At 45.2% G+C, this 19,635-nt stretch carries 19 protein-coding genes, 2 pseudogenes and 1 riboswitch; of the genes and pseudogenes, 1 reads left to right on the plus strand and 20 read right to left on the minus strand.

Going from position 1 to position 19,635, the window contains the following annotated elements; all coding sequences use genetic code 11:
• Positions 1-164: pseudogene (locus tag G485_RS31650) on the plus strand (IS110 family transposase); the annotation flags it as partial.
• Between the two features lie 309 nt (positions 165-473).
• Positions 474-563: riboswitch (cyclic di-GMP riboswitch) on the minus strand.
• Positions 564-689: 126 nt separating this feature from the next.
• Here the strand turns inward: G485_RS31650 and G485_RS0115170 are convergent.
• The 20 genes and pseudogenes from G485_RS0115170 to G485_RS26730 form a co-directional block, all read right to left on the minus strand.
• Positions 690-1,748, minus strand: coding sequence for a flavin-containing monooxygenase (locus G485_RS0115170; RefSeq protein ID WP_027093254.1), 1,059 nt, complete (start codon positions 1,746-1,748; stop codon positions 690-692).
• 12 nt (positions 1,749-1,760) lie between these two features.
• Positions 1,761-2,708 (minus strand): cation diffusion facilitator family transporter, encoded by a 948-nt coding sequence (locus tag G485_RS0115175; RefSeq protein WP_027093255.1) that lies wholly within the window; start codon positions 2,706-2,708, stop codon positions 1,761-1,763.
• 16 nt (positions 2,709-2,724) lie between these two features.
• Positions 2,725-3,030, minus strand: a complete 306-nt coding sequence (locus G485_RS29220) for an ArsR/SmtB family transcription factor (RefSeq protein ID WP_084423332.1) — start codon at positions 3,028-3,030, stop codon at positions 2,725-2,727.
• Positions 3,031-3,148: 118 nt separating this feature from the next.
• Positions 3,149-3,322, minus strand: coding sequence for a twin-arginine translocase TatA/TatE family subunit (gene tatA, locus G485_RS29225; protein WP_084423333.1), 174 nt, complete (start codon positions 3,320-3,322; stop codon positions 3,149-3,151).
• 16 nt (positions 3,323-3,338) lie between these two features.
• Positions 3,339-4,514 (minus strand): ZIP family metal transporter, encoded by a 1,176-nt coding sequence (locus G485_RS0115185; protein ID WP_027093256.1) that lies wholly within the window; start codon positions 4,512-4,514, stop codon positions 3,339-3,341.
• 16 nt (positions 4,515-4,530) lie between these two features.
• On the minus strand, positions 4,531-5,568 hold the full coding sequence (locus G485_RS0115190; RefSeq protein ID WP_027093257.1) for a multicopper oxidase domain-containing protein: 1,038 nt from the start codon (positions 5,566-5,568) through the stop codon (positions 4,531-4,533).
• Positions 5,569-5,792: 224 nt separating this feature from the next.
• The gene (locus G485_RS0115195) at positions 5,793-8,369 is read right to left on the minus strand and encodes a heavy metal translocating P-type ATPase (protein WP_027093258.1); all 2,577 of its coding nucleotides are present in this window, start codon (positions 8,367-8,369) and stop codon (positions 5,793-5,795) included.
• Positions 8,362-8,724: an ArsR/SmtB family transcription factor gene (locus tag G485_RS0115200; protein ID WP_027093259.1), complete on the minus strand. Its 363-nt coding sequence runs from the start codon at positions 8,722-8,724 to the stop codon at positions 8,362-8,364. Before G485_RS0115200 ends, G485_RS0115195 begins: the two co-directional genes overlap by 8 nt.
• Positions 8,725-8,840: 116 nt before the next feature.
• The gene (locus G485_RS29230; protein WP_084423334.1) at positions 8,841-9,320 is read right to left on the minus strand and encodes a PCYCGC motif-containing (lipo)protein; all 480 of its coding nucleotides are present in this window, start codon (positions 9,318-9,320) and stop codon (positions 8,841-8,843) included.
• Positions 9,321-9,608: 288 nt separating this feature from the next.
• Positions 9,609-9,908: pseudogene (gene tnpA, locus G485_RS0115205) on the minus strand (IS200/IS605 family transposase); the annotation flags it as partial.
• A 239-nt stretch (positions 9,909-10,147) separates the two neighbouring features.
• Complete coding sequence (locus G485_RS0115210) at positions 10,148-10,549, minus strand: YkvA family protein (protein ID WP_027093261.1); 402 nt, start codon at positions 10,547-10,549, stop codon at positions 10,148-10,150.
• An 80-nt stretch (positions 10,550-10,629) separates the two neighbouring features.
• Positions 10,630-11,991 carry an MATE family efflux transporter gene (locus G485_RS0115215; RefSeq protein WP_027093262.1) on the minus strand — a complete coding sequence of 454 codons (1,362 nt, stop codon included), beginning with the start codon at positions 11,989-11,991 and terminating at the stop codon, positions 10,630-10,632.
• Positions 11,992-12,004: 13 nt separating this feature from the next.
• Positions 12,005-12,295 carry a metal-sensing transcriptional repressor gene (locus G485_RS0115220; protein ID WP_027093263.1) on the minus strand — a complete coding sequence of 97 codons (291 nt, stop codon included), beginning with the start codon at positions 12,293-12,295 and terminating at the stop codon, positions 12,005-12,007.
• Between the two features lie 375 nt (positions 12,296-12,670).
• Positions 12,671-13,885 (minus strand): MFS transporter, encoded by a 1,215-nt coding sequence (locus tag G485_RS0115225; protein WP_420805790.1) that lies wholly within the window; start codon positions 13,883-13,885, stop codon positions 12,671-12,673.
• 5 nt (positions 13,886-13,890) lie between these two features.
• A complete protein-coding gene (locus G485_RS0115230) occupies positions 13,891-14,640 on the minus strand; it encodes an MBL fold metallo-hydrolase (protein ID WP_027093265.1) in 750 nt (249 codons plus the stop codon).
• Position 14,641: 1 nt separating this feature from the next.
• Positions 14,642-15,808 carry a cysteine desulfurase family protein gene (locus G485_RS0115235; RefSeq protein ID WP_035156486.1) on the minus strand — a complete coding sequence of 389 codons (1,167 nt, stop codon included), beginning with the start codon at positions 15,806-15,808 and terminating at the stop codon, positions 14,642-14,644.
• Complete coding sequence (locus G485_RS0115240) at positions 15,778-16,434, minus strand: metalloregulator ArsR/SmtB family transcription factor (protein WP_027093267.1); 657 nt, start codon at positions 16,432-16,434, stop codon at positions 15,778-15,780. The genes G485_RS0115235 and G485_RS0115240 overlap by 31 nt, the downstream gene beginning before the upstream one ends.
• Positions 16,435-16,576: 142 nt before the next feature.
• Positions 16,577-17,182 (minus strand): class I SAM-dependent methyltransferase, encoded by a 606-nt coding sequence (locus G485_RS0115245; protein WP_027093268.1) that lies wholly within the window; start codon positions 17,180-17,182, stop codon positions 16,577-16,579.
• 134 nt (positions 17,183-17,316) lie between these two features.
• Positions 17,317-18,528 (minus strand): chromate transporter, encoded by a 1,212-nt coding sequence (locus G485_RS0115250; protein WP_027093269.1) that lies wholly within the window; start codon positions 18,526-18,528, stop codon positions 17,317-17,319.
• 804 nt (positions 18,529-19,332) lie between these two features.
• Positions 19,333-19,635 (minus strand): transposase (locus tag G485_RS26730; RefSeq protein ID WP_156922361.1); only part of this gene is annotated, 303 nt, incomplete at its 5' end.

Consider the following 19,635-nt stretch of genomic DNA (forward strand, 5'->3'; position numbering starts at 1 on the left):
CTGTATTTGCGAAGTACTTCAGTCTCAAAGCGGCGGAACCGGCCAAGTATGCCGAAAAACGTGCCCTTGCGCTTACAGCTCGTAAATTGGTGCGGTTGGTCGATTATCTGCTGCGAACCAACCGACTTTACGAACCCAGAGAGGTGATCCGACAAAACGCATGACATAGGCCCTTTCATCTAACCGCCTATTTCCTTGATATTTAGGAAATATCTGAAAAATCTAGGTAGGGCGGGTTTAGTTTGGGTTTGCCTTTTTCCGGGTCACCCCCTGAAAAGAGTGCGGTTCATTCAAAATCATTGAATTTAAGGACTTGACATCGTACCGCTGCTCTCAGATAGGTTCAAATTCCCAAGACTTGGATCACATGAATCAGTCGTTTTATATCCCGAAGTCAATCACTTCCTTTCGTCATTTTTTTCACAAAAACAAAAAAGACACTACCCCGAACACGTAGTATCTTCTGGATGACTTAGGGTAACCCGGCTATCATTGCATATTTTTATGCAGAAGACCCGTGGCTTTGCGTCCCTGTCTTTCGAACAGGTTTGCCTTTTTCCAAATCATACTTATTACCTATTATTATATTACCAGAGTGTCAGAACAGGCAAGAACCAAAATGGGAAATTTTTGAATTTGTCGAAAGAGCACTTGAAAGAGTTCTCATGCTCAATAGTCCTAGTTCTCAATCATATTGTTGTAAGATTATAGTGACTATATATCTTCTTTACAACTTGCGCCGCGTCTATTCCAACTCCACCGATTAGTGCAGAATTGCGTGACGTTTGCCATGGTAATCCGATATAATACAAACCGTTCACTGGACTGATTCCTTTCTGCTGAATCGGCTTCCCATGTTCATCTAATGCGTTCGGAATGTGCAACCAACCATAGTCGAAACGAAATCCGGTGGCCCAAATTACATTCTCCACTTCAACGGATGTGCCATCTGTAAAATAAACAGTATGGTTTTCGACTTTTTCTGCTTTCGGCTTTGATATGATTTGCTCCGACTTCACCATCTGTTTTAATTCCAATCCAAAGACGGGATCCGGACGCTTTCGAATAATTTGCCCTAAGCGTGTATCAGATGGGGCGTTTAATATGCCTAGCTTGTCAAAACACCAAAAGATACTTTTACCCAAAATGGATAGTGGCATATATGTAATCCGATGCCCGGCAGATAAAATGACACGATGACTTCCAGCAAGCTCTACTGCTATTTGTGCGCCTGAATTGCCACTTCCAACGACCAAAACCGAACCTTTATTCAAATCGTCTAGATTGCGATAATTAGCTGAGTGTAATTGCTTTATACTTTTGTCTAAATTATTAGATAGTGGAGGGATAAAAGGCTTTTGAAAAGGTCCCGTAGCCACGATAACGTGTTGGGATGTAAATAATCCTTGATTGGTTTCCGCTTGGAATTCATCATTTTTTCGGATCAAGGATAATACTTCGGTATTGAGCCGAATATGAAATTGATGCTTCTCTGCATATTGTTTTAATGCCAATGCAATTTCGTCCTTTGTTGGGTATTCATTGGGGTTTCCGATTAAAAAATGACCGGGTAATTGACTATAATTACGAGGTGTAAAAAGCGTCAACGAATCATAACGATTTTTCCACACTTCGCCAATTTCTTTGCCTTTATCGAGAATAATGTAAGGAATGTCACGTTGAGCAAGATAATACGCGGCGGCAAGACCCGCCTGTCCGCCGCCGATAATAAGAACGTCTGTCTGCATAATCATCACCCATTAGTGCAATTCATGATGGTGGATCCGGGACGTTTCCACTTGAATGGTCGTGTGCTGAATTTTGAACTGCTTTTCCATTTCTTCAATCGCTTCCTGTAAAATTCGTTGGCTGTCGGTGTCATCTTGGATAAGTAAGTGGCAGCTGAATGAGTCAAGCCCTGAAGTGATAGACCAAACGTGTAAATCGTGAACGTCCAAAACTCCGTCAATTCGTTTTAATACACGTTTAACTTCCTCTTGGTCGATAGTTATCGGCGTACCTTCCATTAGTATATGAACGGAATGAGACAAGACTGCCCAAGCACTTTTCAGAATAAGAACAGCAACGATAACGCTGATGATCGGGTCGGCGATGTACCAATCAAACAAAAGCATCACGATACCGGCCAGGATGGCTCCGACCGATCCCAACGCATCTCCGATAATATGAAGGTAGGCGCTGCGCAAGTTGATATTTTCTTTGACATCGCCCTTTCTCATTAACGACCAAGCGCTTAACAAGTTGGCACATAGTCCGACGAACGCAATCCCCATCATTGTGCCGCTTGCAACCGTGGGTGGTTCCTGAAACCGGCGAATCGCTTCCCAAATAATGAATCCTGAAACGACAAACAAAGTAATCCCATTAAAGAGCGCTGCCAAAATTTCAAAACGATAAAACCCATATGTTTTTTTTGATGACGGCGGTTTCGCCGCAAACCAAATTGCAACCAAGCTTAGCAACAATGAGCTCGCATCGCTTAACATGTGACCGCTATCCGATAGCAACGCCAAACTATTCGTTACAAGCCCACCGATAAATTCCAACAACATAATACCCGCTGTTATTCCAAGTGCAATAAGAAGCCCTTTTTTGTTGCCTTCTCTGGTTCCATGATGGTCGTGACCATGGTGATGGTGTCCGTGATGATGGTGATGATGACCGTGATGATCGTGAGAATGCGCCATGATAGTAAACCTCCTTCTAATGTTCAGCATGTTCGATGGCTTGTTTGAGCAGTGTAATAACATGTTCATCATTGTATGTGTAAATTAACGTTTGACCTTCGCGGCGATATGTAATGAGTCGCATATTGCGCAAATAACTTAACTGATGAGATACCGCCGATTGCGACATTTCCAACACTTCAGCAATATGTTTCACTGAACACTCTTCTTGGGATAATAAATATAAAATTTTGATTCGAGTTGGATCAGCTAAAGCTTTAAAAATTAAGGATGTGTTTAGCACAGTGTCTTCGGACAAAAACTTATGCTCAAATCGATTCATTTAACATCGCCTTCTTATATATGAATATATATTCATATATAGTATATTGCCAAAATGATGCGCTGTCAATTTTCAAAATGAAAACCGCACCTGTTAGAGTGCGGCTTATTCCAGTCATTTATTCTTTGTTTGTTTCTTTGGGCTCATTCAATAATTCCTTCGTTCCTTGCCGAAACTCCCGAATCGTTGTGCCAATGGCTCTTCCCAATTGCGGTAGCTTGGAAGGGCCAAACATTAATAAGGCAACCAATAAGATAAGAATCAGTCCTCCGGCACCGATATTCATTGGCATATGAGTTCCCCTCCTTTTAGAACTTGACCATTAAAGCAGTGACGTACATTAACAATATCCCCATCGTCAAGCCGCCGAAATTCAGCCAGGAGACAGGCGATAACCCTTTGTCCGCAGATTGTTTGAAAATCAGCTTCGAAATTGCATAAATGACTTGTAAAATGGCACCGGCGCCAATACCGAAGAACAAAGCGGCCAGCGTATCATTAAAGATAAAACCACCCACCCACGTTCCTAATATCGCGGGAGCACCGGCAATGGTCGCTAACAGGACGAACGTTTTCCAAGTAGGGCGTTCCTTCAGCAATGGCGCTGCTATACCGACCCCCTCGGTTATATTGTGGAGTGTAAATCCGATAATAAGGAAAGTGCCAAGCGCAGCTTCGCCTACCGCGAATGCAGCTCCAATGGCTAATCCTTCACCAAAGTTATGCAAACCGATTCCCGTAGCAATTTTGTAAGATAAGCTTTTTCCCTGTGCCGAATTTACTACTAATTTTCTGCCGTTGGATTGGTCGATGGCCACCAAGAATAAAAAGCTTAATAAAGCCCCAAACCAAACCAGGCCGGTTCCTTGAAACACACCAGGGGCCTCTCCCGCCATTTCCAAGCCTTCCTCAAAAGTATCAATAACAAGGAAGAATAGCAGTCCGACGGTTAACGCTAGAATCGCGTGCATCCCTCTGGTCGAGAAACGGCGTAAGAATGGATACCATAACAATCCCAAGCCAACAGGTACAATACCGACATAAGAGCCGATTAACGCATATTGCCAAAACAATTCCGGACTGGCTTTCGGTGTATCGGTTGCCGCGGCAACTTCACCCGTAAAAATCAATCCGTTTGTGGTAATAAGTTTGATTTCGTGCGGGTCGCCGTACACCCACGGGTAAGGGATCTTGATCGTTCCCGTTTCAAATCGTTTCAGTGTATCGCTGGGCAAAAATTCTGCGTTCCAAAATGAATCATCCACTACTACTTGGGCAATCGTTACCTCCTCTGGTCCCGAGTTTAAAACTTTGACCTCAAAACCTTTTTCATAATCAAGCGTGATTTTCTCAATGTTTAACACTTCGATCGGTGCTGCAGGATTACTCTGTACGCCCGTTCCGTTCTTCACGATCAGCATAATAATAGCTGCTAATAAAACAATCGGTAAAATGCCCCAAAATATCATCTTATACTTCTGCATTCGTTTCCCTCCTTCCTTACTCGGCTACAAAGAAACCCATCCAGCCTAATTCCGCAAACTCACTCTGGTGGGCATGAAACATATATTTACCCGGTGCCGGGAAAATAATTTCCAATATCCCGCGTTCACCTTGGCATTGCATAATTGTATCGGTAAAGTACGGACGCGCCTCGGGATCTGCTCCAGTTGCATAATAATTAAAGAAGTTTGCATGAAGGTGGAAGGAGTTAATGGGATCAAATTCCGTCATATTACTTAAGTAAATTCTTACTAAATCTCCCGCCTTCACTTTAATCGGCTCCTGCAGATACGCAAATGCATACCCGTTGACCGTATAAACTTCATTTTCACCGTCTAAATCAAGGTCAAATCCATTCATCACCATACTAAACTCGGTTGCCTTCGCTCTTGGTTTTATCGGATCAATGATAAAATTTCCATACAACCCTTTATGAATGTGTCGCGCAAGTGGCGCAACGTGACAATGGTACACGTGCATTCCAGCGGGCTTGGCTTCAAACTCGTATACGAATTCACCGCCTGGTAAAACAGCTTCTAAACCGTCCATATTGGTGGGATGAATACCGTGAAAATGAATCGAATGCGGATGGCCGGAGATATTTCGGAATTTAACCCGAATCACATCGCCTTCCGTGCAGCGAATCGTTGGTCCCGGAATCGTATCGTTAAATGTCCACCCCGGAAACGTAATCCCTTTAGAAATTTCCACATTGGTTTCCCTCGCCGTGATCTCGTATTCCCTCATCGTACGACCATCAGGTAATGTACTGACTTTTCCATAATCGAAATTCGTTAGTGCATTCCACGCCATTTGAAAACCTTTTGTCTTTTCGGAACTCGGAATAAATCCGTGTTTCATTCCTTCGTGAAGCTGGTTTTTCATATCCGCATGGAGTTGATGTTTATCCATTGTTTGTACGGATTTTTGAGCAGACGTAAATGAATTTAAAAACGTGCTGCCAATTATGGCGAATGCTCCAGCGGCTCCAGCTTTTAAGAAACTCCGTCTTGATACTTCCTTTTTTTGAGACATCGACAACCCTCCTGTTTTGAATTTGACCAACTATTTTTGAATTTGGTCAACTATGTTTCCCTAGTGCAATTTTTGCGTCAAAAAAAATGTTTGCCAATGAACATAATGTTTCCTTAAGGCAACTTTATGCTTCAAATATATGATATCCCCTCAATATTGTAAACAAAAATTTTCAACTGCTTGTCCGAGGGGGATAATACAAAAAGAAGGGCCTTGGACCCTTCTTAACGTTTAAATCGCAGCAGTCGCATACTGTTCAAAATAACAAGGAGCGCCGCGCCTGTATCGCTTAAAACCGCCAGCCAAAGTGTCAAAATATCCGGAAAGATCAGAACTAGCGCAACCAATTTAATGATAAGCGAAAACCAAATGTTTTGTTTGATAATGCGGAGCGCTTTTCGACTCAGTTGGATCGTATGCGGTAATTTCTCCAAGTTATCGGCCATTAAGACGATATCGGCTGTTTCCAATGCCGTATCCGTTCCCGCTCCACCCATCGCAATGCCCAAATCGGCCGTGGCAAGAGCAGGCGCGTCATTAATGCCATCCCCAACCATTGCAATGGCTTTGCCTTCGGCTTGCACCTTTTTTATGGCTTCAACCTTATCTTCCGGAAGCAAATTTGCAAAATATCGGGTCACGCCAGTTTGAGATGCAACCTTTCGCGCGGTGCCTTCGTTGTCGCCTGTTAGCATCACCACTTCTCCAACACCGACTTGTTTCAGACCTTGTAGAGCGTGAACACTGGTTTCGCGAATCGTATCCGCAACCGCAATCAAGCCCAAGAGTTGATTGGCCGTTCCAACGAGAACGAGTGTGTTGCCTTCTTCTTGAAGTTTCATTTGCGTTTGGAAGGGTGCCACCGAAACGCTCAATTCTTCAAACAGTTTCGTGTTTCCCGCATAATAAACTTCGTGATCGATTGTCGCTTGTACGCCTTTACCCACGATGTTTCTATACTCCGAACCGATTTTCGCGTTCACATTTTGATTTATGGCATGCTGTACCACAGCTTGTGCGATCGGATGGGTGGAGTACTCTTCCAACGTTCTCGCAATAGATAAGATTTCTGCTTCGGTTCCTTCAAATGGGATGATTTGCGTAACCCTGGGTTTTCCTTCGGTTAACGTACCAGTTTTGTCGAACGAAATCGCTTGAATGGCTCCTGCGATTTCCAAAAACGCTCCGCCTTTAATCAATACGCCATTTTTGGCCGCATTCCCGATCGCGCTGACGATGGCAACAGGCGTGGAAATAACCAGCGCACACGGACACGCGACAACAAGCAGTTCCAATCCCTTATAAAACCAATCTGCCCATGCCCCAAAGCCAAACAGAGGCGGGAAAACCATAACAAGCAATGCACCGATAAATACGATCGGCGTATAGATCTGCGCAAATTTATCGACAAACGCTTGCGTCGGGGCTTTTTGTTCCTGCGCTTCCTCCACCAAACGAATAATTTTGGCGACCGTTGTATCTTCCACCAGTTTGGTCACACGAATTTCCAAAGTTCCGTGTTCGTTTAATGTTCCCGCATAAACCTTATCCCCTGCCTGCTTATCGACGGGTATGGATTCTCCTGTTATGGGGGCTTGATTTACACTGGATTCCCCGACAATGATTTCACCGTCTAATGGGATTTTTTCTCCTGGTTTGACAATGATGATTTCTCCGACCGAAACCTCTTCTACGGGCTTTTTTATCCATTCTCCGCCACTTTTAACCCATGCTTCGGGAGGAGCCAGGTCCATAAGACTTCTGATCGAGTTTCGAGTCTTTTCAATGGATTTGGTCTGAAGTACATTCCCCAGCGCAAACAACCATACAACGGTTGCACCTTCAAGCCACTCGCCAATAGCCGCGGCGCCAAGCACAGCTGCGGTCATCAGTACATTCATATCCAAAGAGCGACTTTTCACGGCATAGAAGGCGCTTTTGGCAGGTTTGTATCCGCCGATAATAATGGAGAGTACGTATAGCAGCGTAATCAATGTTGACGATACATTCGCGTAAGAGCCAACGAACCCAAATGCAAGCAGCGCCCCTGATAATACAACCAGGTTCGTACCTGACTTATCTATGTTTTCTTCAACATTCTGCCTTCTGTTTGATACCATAGAAGCTTTATAGCCCGCTTTGGATACTTCCTTGATCATTTCTTCAACCGGATTGTCGTGTACTACCGTCATTTTTCCCGTTGAAAAATTTACACTTACGCTTTTTACTGACGGAAGACTCTTTAAATGGTTTTCAATGGTTAGCGCGCAGGAACTGCAGTCCATACCTTCAATTTTGTAAATTCGAGCGTTCTCTTTTTGTTGAATCGGTTCTAATGTGTATCCCAGTTTTTTTATCGTTTCAGGCAGCTTATCCAAAGTCGCTTCTTCATTGGATACAACTTGCATTTTGCCTGTGCTGTAATTTACTTGGACATGAGAGATACCTCCCATGTTTCTTACCGTTTTTTCAATCGTTAAGGCGCATGCCGGACAATCCATCCCATGCACCATATATTCGTTCATTTGACCACTAGCCTCACCAGAAGGCTGTTCTGCAGAACGATCTATGTCAGTTTCTCTGCAACATTCATCCTCGCATGTCGGGGAAGGATCTGCATTTATTAAAGCCAGCGTTTTTTGGAAATTGGGCGCTTTCGTTTCATTGCAACAATCGTCTTGACTTGCCGCAGCAGAAGTTGCATTTAACAATGTCAGACTTTTTTTGAAGCTGGGTTGCTTTGGTGACGAGCAGCCATCGTTTGAACAGCACGAGTCCTTTTTTTCTATATCTTCATTCATTTTCTGTTCCTCCCTTATTGCTCGGGCAACAATCCAGTCGGTCGTTTTTGTCGCAGGCTGCGACTTCTTCTTCAACTTGGCTAAAAACGACGTCCATCATATGGAGCAACTGTTTAATTTGCTCATTTCTCAAACTGTAATAAATAAACTTGCCTTCCTGTCGTCCGACAATAATTCCGCAACCCTTTAAGCATGCAAGGTGTTGAGAAATATTCGACTGATTGCCTTTTAACTCTTCAACAATTTGCGATACCGTCAATTCCTTATCTTTAATAGAATGAAGGATTTGCAGCCGTGTTTTATCAGAAAAACCACGAATAAATTTCGCTTTTACATCCAAACGGTTAGCTTCCATTCGTTTCGCCCCCATCATATCAGTATCCTCTAATATGAATTCTTGTAATCATATTAGCAGCTTCTAATACATGTGTCAAATTGAAACCCCATCTTGGTTGGATGGGGTTTCAATTATTAATTCGGCATTGGGGTATCTGTGGGTTTGGCATATCCTTTTTCGAAAGTCTTATCAATATATGATCGAATCTCTTTTAAGGTTTTACCCTCTTGTTTCATTTTTATCGATTGGGCCGCAATTTGTAAGCAAACTCCACAACGGGTTCCATGGTCATCCCAGACAAGAGACCCATCTTGATTGACCTCTTTCACAAAACAGTTCATATTGCTGGTATGTCTAGCGCTTTCGCCGCAGCCACAATAGCAAGGAATCCACTTTAATATATCTGTCGCCTTTCCTGCAGCTTCATATACCAAACGGATTTGTTCGGATTGACCTTTCAAAAAAGATGGCAAAACTTCAACGGAAGCTGTTTTTTCTTGTAAATCACCGTTCGATGTATGGCCTTGATGTCCCTGTTCTTTTTTCGATCCGCAAGCAGAAACAATAAAAGCTATTGATAATACGATAATAATTCCTTTATACGAGAACTTCATTTCTCCACCCCAGTTATATTAGCTCTTTCTAATATAACACAATAAGAACTTAGGCAAAATAATATCTGAACGACTACCGGCTAAAGCCGGTAGGTTCCTATAAGCGACTGAAAGTCGCTGTTCAGGCTAAAGCCTGCTGAAAAGCTACCGGTGGCTAAAGCCACCTAAAGCTTTCGACTGAAACTCGATTTGCGGCTCAAAGCCGCTGGTTTGGGCTAAAGCCCGCTGAAAGCAACCTGTGGCTGAAGCCACCTGAAGTTTCCGACTGAAACTCGGTATAGCTGCTGGTCATTCTTCGATGTCAAATACATCGTCTCCCTCGACTTGTTGTCCTTCGATGTATTTGCGAATTGTCTCTTCATTTACTGCACCAACAGTTGCGCAGAAATATCCTCTCGCCCATAAGTGCTGGCCCCAATATCTCTTTTTCAGGTGGGAGAATTCGTCCTGCAGCATTCGAGACGATCTACCCTTGAGATACTGGATTACCTTAGCAGGAGCCATCGTTGGCGGACAGGAGATCAGCAGATGGATATGATCTTTGCCTACACTGCCCTTTACGATCGTGATTCCGCGGCTGAAGCAACAAGGACAAATTGAACCGAATACGACGATCGGGTTTGGAGTTAGCGGAACAAGTATTTTGTTGGCAATTATAGCAATGCTTTTTCTTTTTTCTTCGGTGCTTTTATTTCATAAAAAATTCACTAGCGCATTGGCAGCTATTTTCGGACTTCTCTTTATTTGCAGTGCGTACATGGGAATTATGCTAGGTATCCGATAAATAATCTGGCACTTCCTTATGACATGCCTTTTCCTATTTGCACTCATTGGATCCATCGGTATAATACGCTTCCTATCCAAATTACACAAAGAATCCAAATAACAATAAACAGCACTCCGGTTATCCAGTATTTTGGCTTACCTCTCTGTCTAATTTCATCGGCTCTCATTCTGCAGTCTTCTATGACGGGTCGTGGAATCATCTTTAAGGCAAGTGCAATGCCGAAAGGAACAATGATTAGATCGTCCAAATAGCCTAGTATAGGGATAAAATCGGGAATTAAATCAATTGGGCTAAAAGCATACGCTACAACACAAACAGCAAAAAACTTGGCGAACCATGGAACTCTCGGATCCCTGTATGATAGATAAAGCACGTAGATGTCCTGCTTTAGCCTTCTCGCACGATTTTTTAATGGATCCAATGCTTTCGTCTTTTGAACCATAGAATCATCGAATCCCCTTTTCCCAATTACATTGGTATCGTCTTTATCCATCAATAACCATTATTGCTTCCTCATCATCATTATCCTTTCAGCTGGCTAACTTGCTCACGCGGCCTTAACTTCTTCGAAAATCTCATAAATAGAAACACAGCACGAGCCGCAAGATCAATGGCGATCGATAACCAAACGCCTGCGATCCCCATGCCTAAAATAACGGATAAAACATATACGCCGACAACTCGAATTAACCACATGCCGATCGCAGTACTGTACATCGGACTTTTCGTATCTCCCGCACCTTGCAATGCCCCTGCCAAAACCAATCCAATGGCCAAAAAAGGCTGTGCGAAAGCATCAATGCGCAATGCAGTGGTAACCATCCCGATGACATCATTCTCATTGGTAAACCAAGTAGCTGCGAATGGTGAAAATACGAATAATAGAACTCCTACAAAGGACATAAAAGCAACCGCGATTCCCGTCGTCAGTAATCCAAAACGATATGCCTCTTCCCGTCGATTCGCCCCTAAGTATTGTCCAACTAATGTCGTTGCGGCGATAGCCAATCCATAACCCGGCATGTAGGAAAAGATCTCAATGTTACCGGCAATTGTGTGAGCTGCGTAAACATCGGTACCGAGTCGAACAATCAAGCCAAAGTATAGAACCTGGCCAAAACGCATGATCAATCTCTCCAACGCGGTTGGGACCGAAAGCTGCAGCAAAGAAAGTGTATAACCGCCCGTTGTTCCTTTTCGTAATGAAAACGAGAGCTTCGAACTTCGAATGTAGGCATAAAGAGCAATCGTTCCGATTACTCTCGCTATGACGGTTGCCCATGCAGCTCCGGCGATACCAAAGCCGGGAAATGCAAAAAATCCGAAGATAAGTATATAGTCCAGTGCAATGTGAATGACATTGATCCACACACCTACTTTCATGGGGGTTTTTGTATCTCCCGCGGCTCGTAGTATACTGCCGAAGATGGTCATTAAGGAGATGAATATCGAAGGAACCGCAACGATGCGAAAATAAACGATCCCTTCCGCCAAAACGCTAGGCTCTGAGCCCATCAGGCGCAACAACGGCTCAGCAAAGAAAAAGGTAATGACTCCGATTAAAATTCCTAAAGAAGCTGATATCCAGGTTGAGTGTCTGGCAATAGCCTTCGCCTTATCCAAATCGCCGGCTCCGACACTTTTAGCAATCAAGGCCGACGTTCCGGTACCCACAGCCAAAAAAATGGCGAGATAAACCGCTAAAATCGCATTCGTGACGCCAACGGCGGTAACTTCAACAAGACCGAGCTTTGAAACAAATAATGTATCCACGAAACCGACAATCGTCTGCAGTATGTTTTCAATCATGGCCGGTACGGCCAACGCAAGAATGATTTTTATTTTTTCTTTGTCGGTAGTTTTTCCTACAGTGAGTACGGACAAGACGTTCACTTCCTCAACGAATGTAATTGTCCAGCGCTTTATTCAGTGCCGCGAGTACTTCATCCTGATTTCCGCTGTGTACGGCGTCTACGACGCAACTTTCCAGATGATCTTTGAGCAAAAGTTTTGCAGCGCTGTCTAAAGCTTTTTGCACAGCGGCGATTTGTAGGAGAACTTCGGAACAGTCTCGCCCCTCCGCAGTCATTTCCTTTACCGATCGCAGATGGCCTTCGATTCGAGCCAACCGATTAACAATTTGCTTTCTGTACTTGTGATTGTGATCATGAGAGTGCTGACCGCTCATATTATTCCTCCTCGTCTGAATAGTACTTTATAACTTTAAATATCCCCCAAGGGGGGTTAATTAGATTCAACTAAATAATATCCCCCCTAGGGGGTTATTGTAAAGGTTAAATTTCTACCGGATGCGACACTCGGCTTACTTGATTATAGCGGCGTGCAATGCTGAATTTCACGAGAAAAACGGAATTTAGCAATGTCCCGCATAAAAAAAACACCGAGGCGCAAAAAATTGTGCCTCGGTATCCTCAATTTTGCAATTCTACTTTATTTGTAACAAAGGATTGGGGCGGGTTCGGTACCGCCGCGGTCCTTTGATTCTTTATGCGTCCCGACTGATCCCATAGAGAATCAATTGATGGAACATCCGTAAAGAAGCCTATTTTTTCAAGGACTCTTTCATCCTGTAAAACGACACAACGCCCGCAGCCAAGGGCAAAAGGGATAGAATCGCTATGGCAGCCTTAGCGTCAATCATATCTGCAACGAAGCCGGCAAACAACGCTCCAAATGCATATCCGCTGTCTCTCCAGAAGCGATATACGCCCATCGCCGACGCTCTCCAAGAAGGACCGGCCACGTCGCTAACCGTTGCCTGGAGAGTCGGATAAACCATCGCGGTTCCAAGCCCTAAAACGATGGCTTCATTAAACCAGGCGGAGTAGCTGTGCGAAAATGCAAAAGACAACAAGCCAAGCCCTTGCAAAGTCATTCCCGCAACGATCAGAGGTTTTCTTCCCCATTTGTCGCTTAGGGCGCCGGTAAGCAACTGAAAGGTTCCCCACGATATCGGGTATACGGCAACGATAACCCCGATCTCGCCGACCGTTAATCCTTTATCCAGCAAGAATAATGGAAACAGCCCCCATGCCACCCCGTCTTTGAAATTGGTGGCTAACCCGGAGAAAGCGCAACTCGATAGCGTTCGGTCCTTCCAAGTGACCAATTTCATGATAGCAGACGCGGAGTGCTCGGCTTGTTTTAAACTGGCTCCGTTTTGAACCTTCAAATGTTTTTCCGTAGAATTCACGGTTAACGAAAGCAGAAATCCGGCCAACGTAAACCCGAATCCCCATAAAAATGGCTCCGGGCGCAAGGATGAAACGGACGCGATGTACCCCGTCATGCCAGCGGCAGCCGAGAGACCTAAATAGCCGGCTGCTTCATTAAGACCGATCGCAAGTCCCCGCTCATTGCTTTTCACCAGGTCGATCTTCATGTTCACCGTCATGGACCAAGTCAAAGCTTGATTGATTCCCAGAAATAGATTGGCAACAATAATAACCCACCATTCATGCGCCGCAATGACCAGCAGGGGCACGATGAAACCGAAGCCCCAGCCCGCCAGCAATACTTTTTTGCGACCGAATTGCTCCGCCAACCTGCCTGCAAAGTAGTTCACGATCGCTTTTGAGAACCCGAACGATACGATAAATGACAATGCTGCGCTAGTAGAAGCAAGTCCAAACTCTTGCTCGCCAATGAGCGGCAAGATGGTTCGTTCCATTCCCACCATGGAACCGACGAACAAATTGGTGAATACAAGCATGAAAAAGTTGAATGCGTTGTTGCGAATGCCTAGTCGAGGAGTCATTTCGGTCATGGCTTATTCGTTTGAAAACCAGAGTTATATGCTCGAATCTCCTGGTATCCTGCGGGAGGTTCGGGAATATTTTCGGTCATGAAGGCAACAAATGCTTCTCTCTCCTTCAAACGCAACGCTTTATTGAATTTCTTCTCATATCCGATGGTGGAAGAAGGTTTGCCGCTCAAGCTCCTGCCGCATACCGAACCGGAATACGCTCCGGGATACACTTCGAGTTCATCCGGCAGAACCAGAATCTTTTGAAACAAGCTTTCGTACAGTTGCATTGCGCCCGCTTTGAAGTCACTCGCCAGTTCTGTCCGACCCACATCTCCAACCATGAGGGTGTGACCCGTTACGATAAACCAAGGATCTTCACCTCGCGCTCGATCCGTTACGACAAGACTAATATGCTCGGGAGTATGACCGGGCGTATGAAGGATTCGAATTACGGTGTTCCCGGCAACGATTTCGTCACCGTCTTCGACGGATTGAAACGGAAAAGCGGTTGCCGCTGATTGATGCATGACATAGGCTGCGCCTGTCTTTTGCGCCAACTCTCGTGCACCCGAAATATGATCGGCATGAAGATGAGTATCGATCACATAACGAATATCCAAGCCAAGGCGCTTGGACTCTTTGATATAGAAATCCACGGCTTCCTCAACCGGATCCACGACAACCCCTTGCGACTGGCTGCCGCACCCGAAGAAATAGGAAATGGCCACCACTGGATCATGATGCAGGTATTGACGAAACAACATTCTAATTGCCTCCTTCTGTGATGAGAGGTATTCGTTCTTTAATCATCGTTAAGGCTTTCTTAATCATCTCTTCAGTCGTATATCTCCCCAGACTGAATCGTACGGCTCCTCTTCCCTTCTCTTCAGGAACTTTCATGGCCGATAAAATCGGAGATAACGATGTGCTTCCCGTGTGGCATGCGGAACCCGTGGTGGCCGCGATCTCGGGCAATCGCTGAAGAATATCCTGCCCGCTGTAACCGTGAAAATTGATACTGAACGTATTCGGCAATCGATGAACGGGATGCCCGTTCAATGATATCGCGTCTTGAAAGTGATTTTTCAATTCATTCCAGAAATATTGACCGAGTGCTTTGAGATGTTCGGCAGATAAATCCTGAGCGGCCAACTCTGCTGCTTTGCCAAGCCCGGCAATATACGGAACGTTCTCGGTTCCGGCCCGCCTCCCCGATTCATGCCCGGCACCATGGATAAGCGACTCAAGAACAACACCGCTGCGGATATATAACGCTCCGATCCCCTTGGGTGCATAGAACTTATGACCCGCGACGGATAACAAGTCAACCCCGAGCTCATGTACATTAACCGGTATCTTTCCGACGGATTGGGCAGCGTCCGAATGCAAATAAATTCCGTGCTTTCGGGCGATTCGGGAAATTTCCGATATGGGCTGGATCGTTCCCACTTCGTTATTGGCATGCATGATCGAGATGAGAATGGTTTGATCGGTGATCGCCTTTTCGACATCCTCAGGAGAGACGAGACCGAATTCATCAACCTCGAGATAGGTAACTTGCGCACCTACTCTTTCAAGAAAACGACAAGCCTCCAGAACGGAAGGATGTTCAATTTTTGTTGCAATGATATGATTTCCTCGTCTTTGACGGCCAAAGAATACACCTTTCAGCGCCTGATTATTCGCTTCGCTGGCTCCGCTTGTGAACACGATTTCTTCCGGATTGCAACCCAACAGAAGCGCAACACTCTCCCGCGATTGATGGATGGTCTCCTGAAGCGAATGGGATGCCCAATGATTTGCAGAAGGGTTGCCGAACCGGTCAACCAGAAACGACTGGATTTCCTTCGCTACTTCTGGAGCAATGGGAGTGCTTGCGTTGTAATCCAGATAAATTCGGTTTAGTGAAGGCTTCCCGTGTGTTTTTTCCATTCATGCACCCCCTCTTCCAATCGGTAAGCGAGGAAACCTTTGTTACGCAGCTCCAAGACGGCTTGTGCCGAGTACACACAGTATGGCCCGCGACAGTAGATTACAATTTCAAGATCGCTCGGCAGTTCATTCATATGTTCAGCCAGCTCATCAATCGGAATGGAAATAGCGCCAGGAATATGATCATATTCGTACTCTTCGGAAGGCCGGACATCAACGAGAATGATTTCCCCCTGTTTATGTTTGGCCAATGCTTCTTCCAGAGAAATCGTATGAAAACCGCCGTGTGGGGGCATAAATTCTTCTTTTATCTTTTGAATGTCTGCAAGCTGCTGTTCCCCTGTTTTCCACATAGACAGCAATAGTTCGTTTACTGCCGTGTTCGCCAACTCATAATACACATAAGTTCCCCTCTTCTTGGACGTCACCAAGCGGGCTTCGGAAAGAACCTGAAGATGTTGGGAGACGTTGGCGATGGTCATATCCGTCTGCTGGGCAAGCTTTTCGACGGATTTGGCCCCCTGTGACAGAAGGTTGAGAAGTTCAAGGCGTCTCTCGCTGGATAAGCATTTTCCGATCCGCGCGAATTGTTTATAAATCGCATCTTTGAAAGGTCTTCCGTTCATGTTGTCCATCTCAAACCACCCTTTATTCAAGTATTCTATTGAATTCTAAAACAAATTCATTGCCCTGTCAATAAATTGCCGATTGCCAAGGTCAATAAAAAAGCTTTCATCCCATATGCATGGGACAAAAGCCGGTTTGGATCTATTTATTCGGGGCAGCCCACACCAGGTATACAGCTCCCAACATATGCCGCTCTACTTTATTTATGTTCAGGTTCGTTATCTCGAGAATCTGTAAAATATCCCGTTTAAGATGGCATCCGACCATTTTCTTGAACAACGGATCCACCATCTTTTGAATCCGGCCGACGAACCGATATGAGCTGATTCCATGTTCCATTAATAAAATCTGTCCGCCCGGCTTGCACCACTTTTGAATATTACTTAATACTCGGTGTGGATCTTCATACCCGCAAAACGTCAATGTGGATACGATGGTATCAAACGAATCGTCCGGAAAGGAAAGCGATTCAACATCGGAAAGAGTGAATTCCGCTTGAATACCGCTTTCAGCAGCTGCTTCTTTTGCTCTGCTCAACATTTCCTTACTGAAATCGACTGCCGTCACTTCAACGTCCTTAGGGTAAAAATGAAAGTTGGCTCCCGCTCCTACACCAACTTCCAGAACATGTCCCTTTGCGCAACGGATCAGTTTTTCGCGCCACTTTTTTTCCGATTGCTTCCTTCTTCTCATTTCGTATATTTTTGCTTGTTTGTCAAACTTTCGAATTAATTTCTCAGTGCTCATGTCATACACCCTCTTAAGATTCAGGCTTTGAACATCCTTAACAGGAGATCCGCGTGAAGCAGTGGCGGTTTAGTCGTATTCTGAACTTGTTGCATCTCAATTCCCTGAATCATGGCAAAGTATGCGATCCATTTTCAAATCATTCCGAGCAGCGTTCCGCCTATCGCACCTATGATAACAACAACCCAAGGCGGTATCTTCCAAAAGACGAGCATCAAGAACAGAATCGAAACCAAGGCAAAATCAGCAGGAGCCAGAATAGCCGTCGTCCACAGCGGGTTATATAATGCAGCTAACAAGATGCCGACGACCGCTGCATTAATCCCGATCAGCGCCCCCTGTACTTTAGGGCTTTTTCGCAAGGAATTCCAGAAGGGTAGCGCGCCTATGATCAACAGAAAAGCAGGCAGAAAGATGGCCGCTGTAGCGATCATAGCTCCTTTCACTCCGTTTATCATCGCACCTAAATAACCGGCAAAGGTGAATAACGGTCCAGGCACCGCTTGCGCCGCACCGTAACCGGCTAGAAAGTCTGCCTCGCTGATCCACCCTGTCGGTACGACTTCCCGTTCAAGCAGCGGAAGAACAACGTGACCTCCGCCAAATACAAGAGAACCTGCCCTATAAAAGCTGTCGAACAAGGACAGCCAGTCCGCAACACCAAATTGTCGAAGCAGAGGCAAAGCGATCAGGAGTCCAAAGAAAAGAGACAAGCAGATGACGGCAAAGCTGCGACTGATAGGAACTGACAGGTTCGGTGCTTCAGGTATTGCCGTTTTTCTGTATAACATAAGTCCAGCTATGCCCGCGACAACAATAAGCAGGAACTGGCTGAAAGCTGTCTGCCACAAGAGGGTGGCGGACGCTGCAATAATGGCGATTGTCGCTCTATTTCGGTCAGGGGTCAGTTTTTGTCCCATGCCAAGAACGGCTTGAGCGACAATGGCTACGGCGACGATCTTAAGGCCATGGATCCATCCTGCGCTTTCAATATCAAATCCCTGCAAAAGAAAGGCGAACAGAACCAGCGCGATGACAGATGGCAGCGTAAAGCCGAGCCAAGCAGTCAGCCCGCCAAGCAAACCGGCGCGAATGACACCAATCCCGATTCCGACTTGACTGCTGGCAGGACCGGGAAGAAACTGACAAAGCGCGACCAGATCCGCATAACTCCGTTCGTCCATCCATTTGCGGCGGCGTATGTATTCGTCATGAAAATAACCGAGATGAGCGATCGGTCCTCCGAATGAAGTGAGACCGAGTTTCGTGGATACGGCTAATACTTCCAGAAGGGCCCGAGGTTTGCTTTTGGGCTCATTCTGGACAGCGACATCATTCTTTTCCACGTTCTGTCATTCCTCCTTGTCAGTTCAGAAGAATACAACACCTAAATGACAGGGTCAGCTTGACTGGTGTTTTGATGCGATTTATGATCGAACCATCAGCCTCGTATATCTCGTAAAAATCAGGTGCGTATATCTTTTTCCGCGCATAACCTTTAAGTGCCTGGTTCGTATATCTTGGCTGAAAAAATCCAAGTTATGCGAGGACAAAGCGACAAAAGCGAAGTGGGGAATCAGCGAAATCCCTTATGGGACAAGGGTTTCAAGCATTTCTGAGGGAATAAAAAATGGCTCGCATAATGCGGCGTTACGCTGTCGGGGGCTTCTTCGCGTTTACCGACGGAAAGTCTGTATGCCCTGGCAACCATCTTAAATCCACTACGATCTATACAGAGTCCTTTTATCAAGACATCTTTGAATCCGCTCCGTTCTATGCAAAGTCTTCCAAACATCTTCGAAACCACTTTGTTTTATACAGACTCCTTCAAGCTAGTGAAGACTTCCTCGAACTCGCGCCGGCTAGTGTTATCATGTACTGATTCACTTAAAACAAATATACCACTACCAACAATAAATGGTAATGGCATATATTCGATCTTTCGTCCTTCCCCCAATTGCATATAACCGCTAATTCATCAACGTCACAGATTCTATTATTCTTTACCTTACAAAGGATTCCTTTTTTTGTCACTAAACTGCCCGCTAGTTCAAAAAGGACGCTCCCGCTCCTTCGCTTGGGCTACGTCCTCCTCATTATAATAGGGCTTGCTGAACAAGATCAATTTAAGCTGCTCCCAACGCATGAGCCTAGACCGTGATTTTCTTTGCGGTTTTCATGCAAAAAATCGGACGGAACGCAATGAATCTGAAAAAAGAGAAAAAAAGAACCCGCAGTCGCCGTTCCAGGTTCATAACCAGAAACTGGATAGCGATGACAGTTAAACTTGTATGAGCACCGCGGGAGCAAATTCGGCCCAAACCCAACTTGCGTTTGCCTTCGCCGAACTTTCCTTCGATCGCATTGCGCTGTGCAGCGTCTTGCTTCTCTTGCTTTCGATCATCGGCGTCACGTTGTTCTTTGGATGGCCTGCCAAGCTTCGGGCCGCTAAG

Source organism: Cohnella thermotolerans DSM 17683 (genome assembly GCF_000429825.1).
Taxonomy (GTDB): Bacteria; Bacillota; Bacilli; order Paenibacillales; family Paenibacillaceae; genus Cohnella; species Cohnella thermotolerans.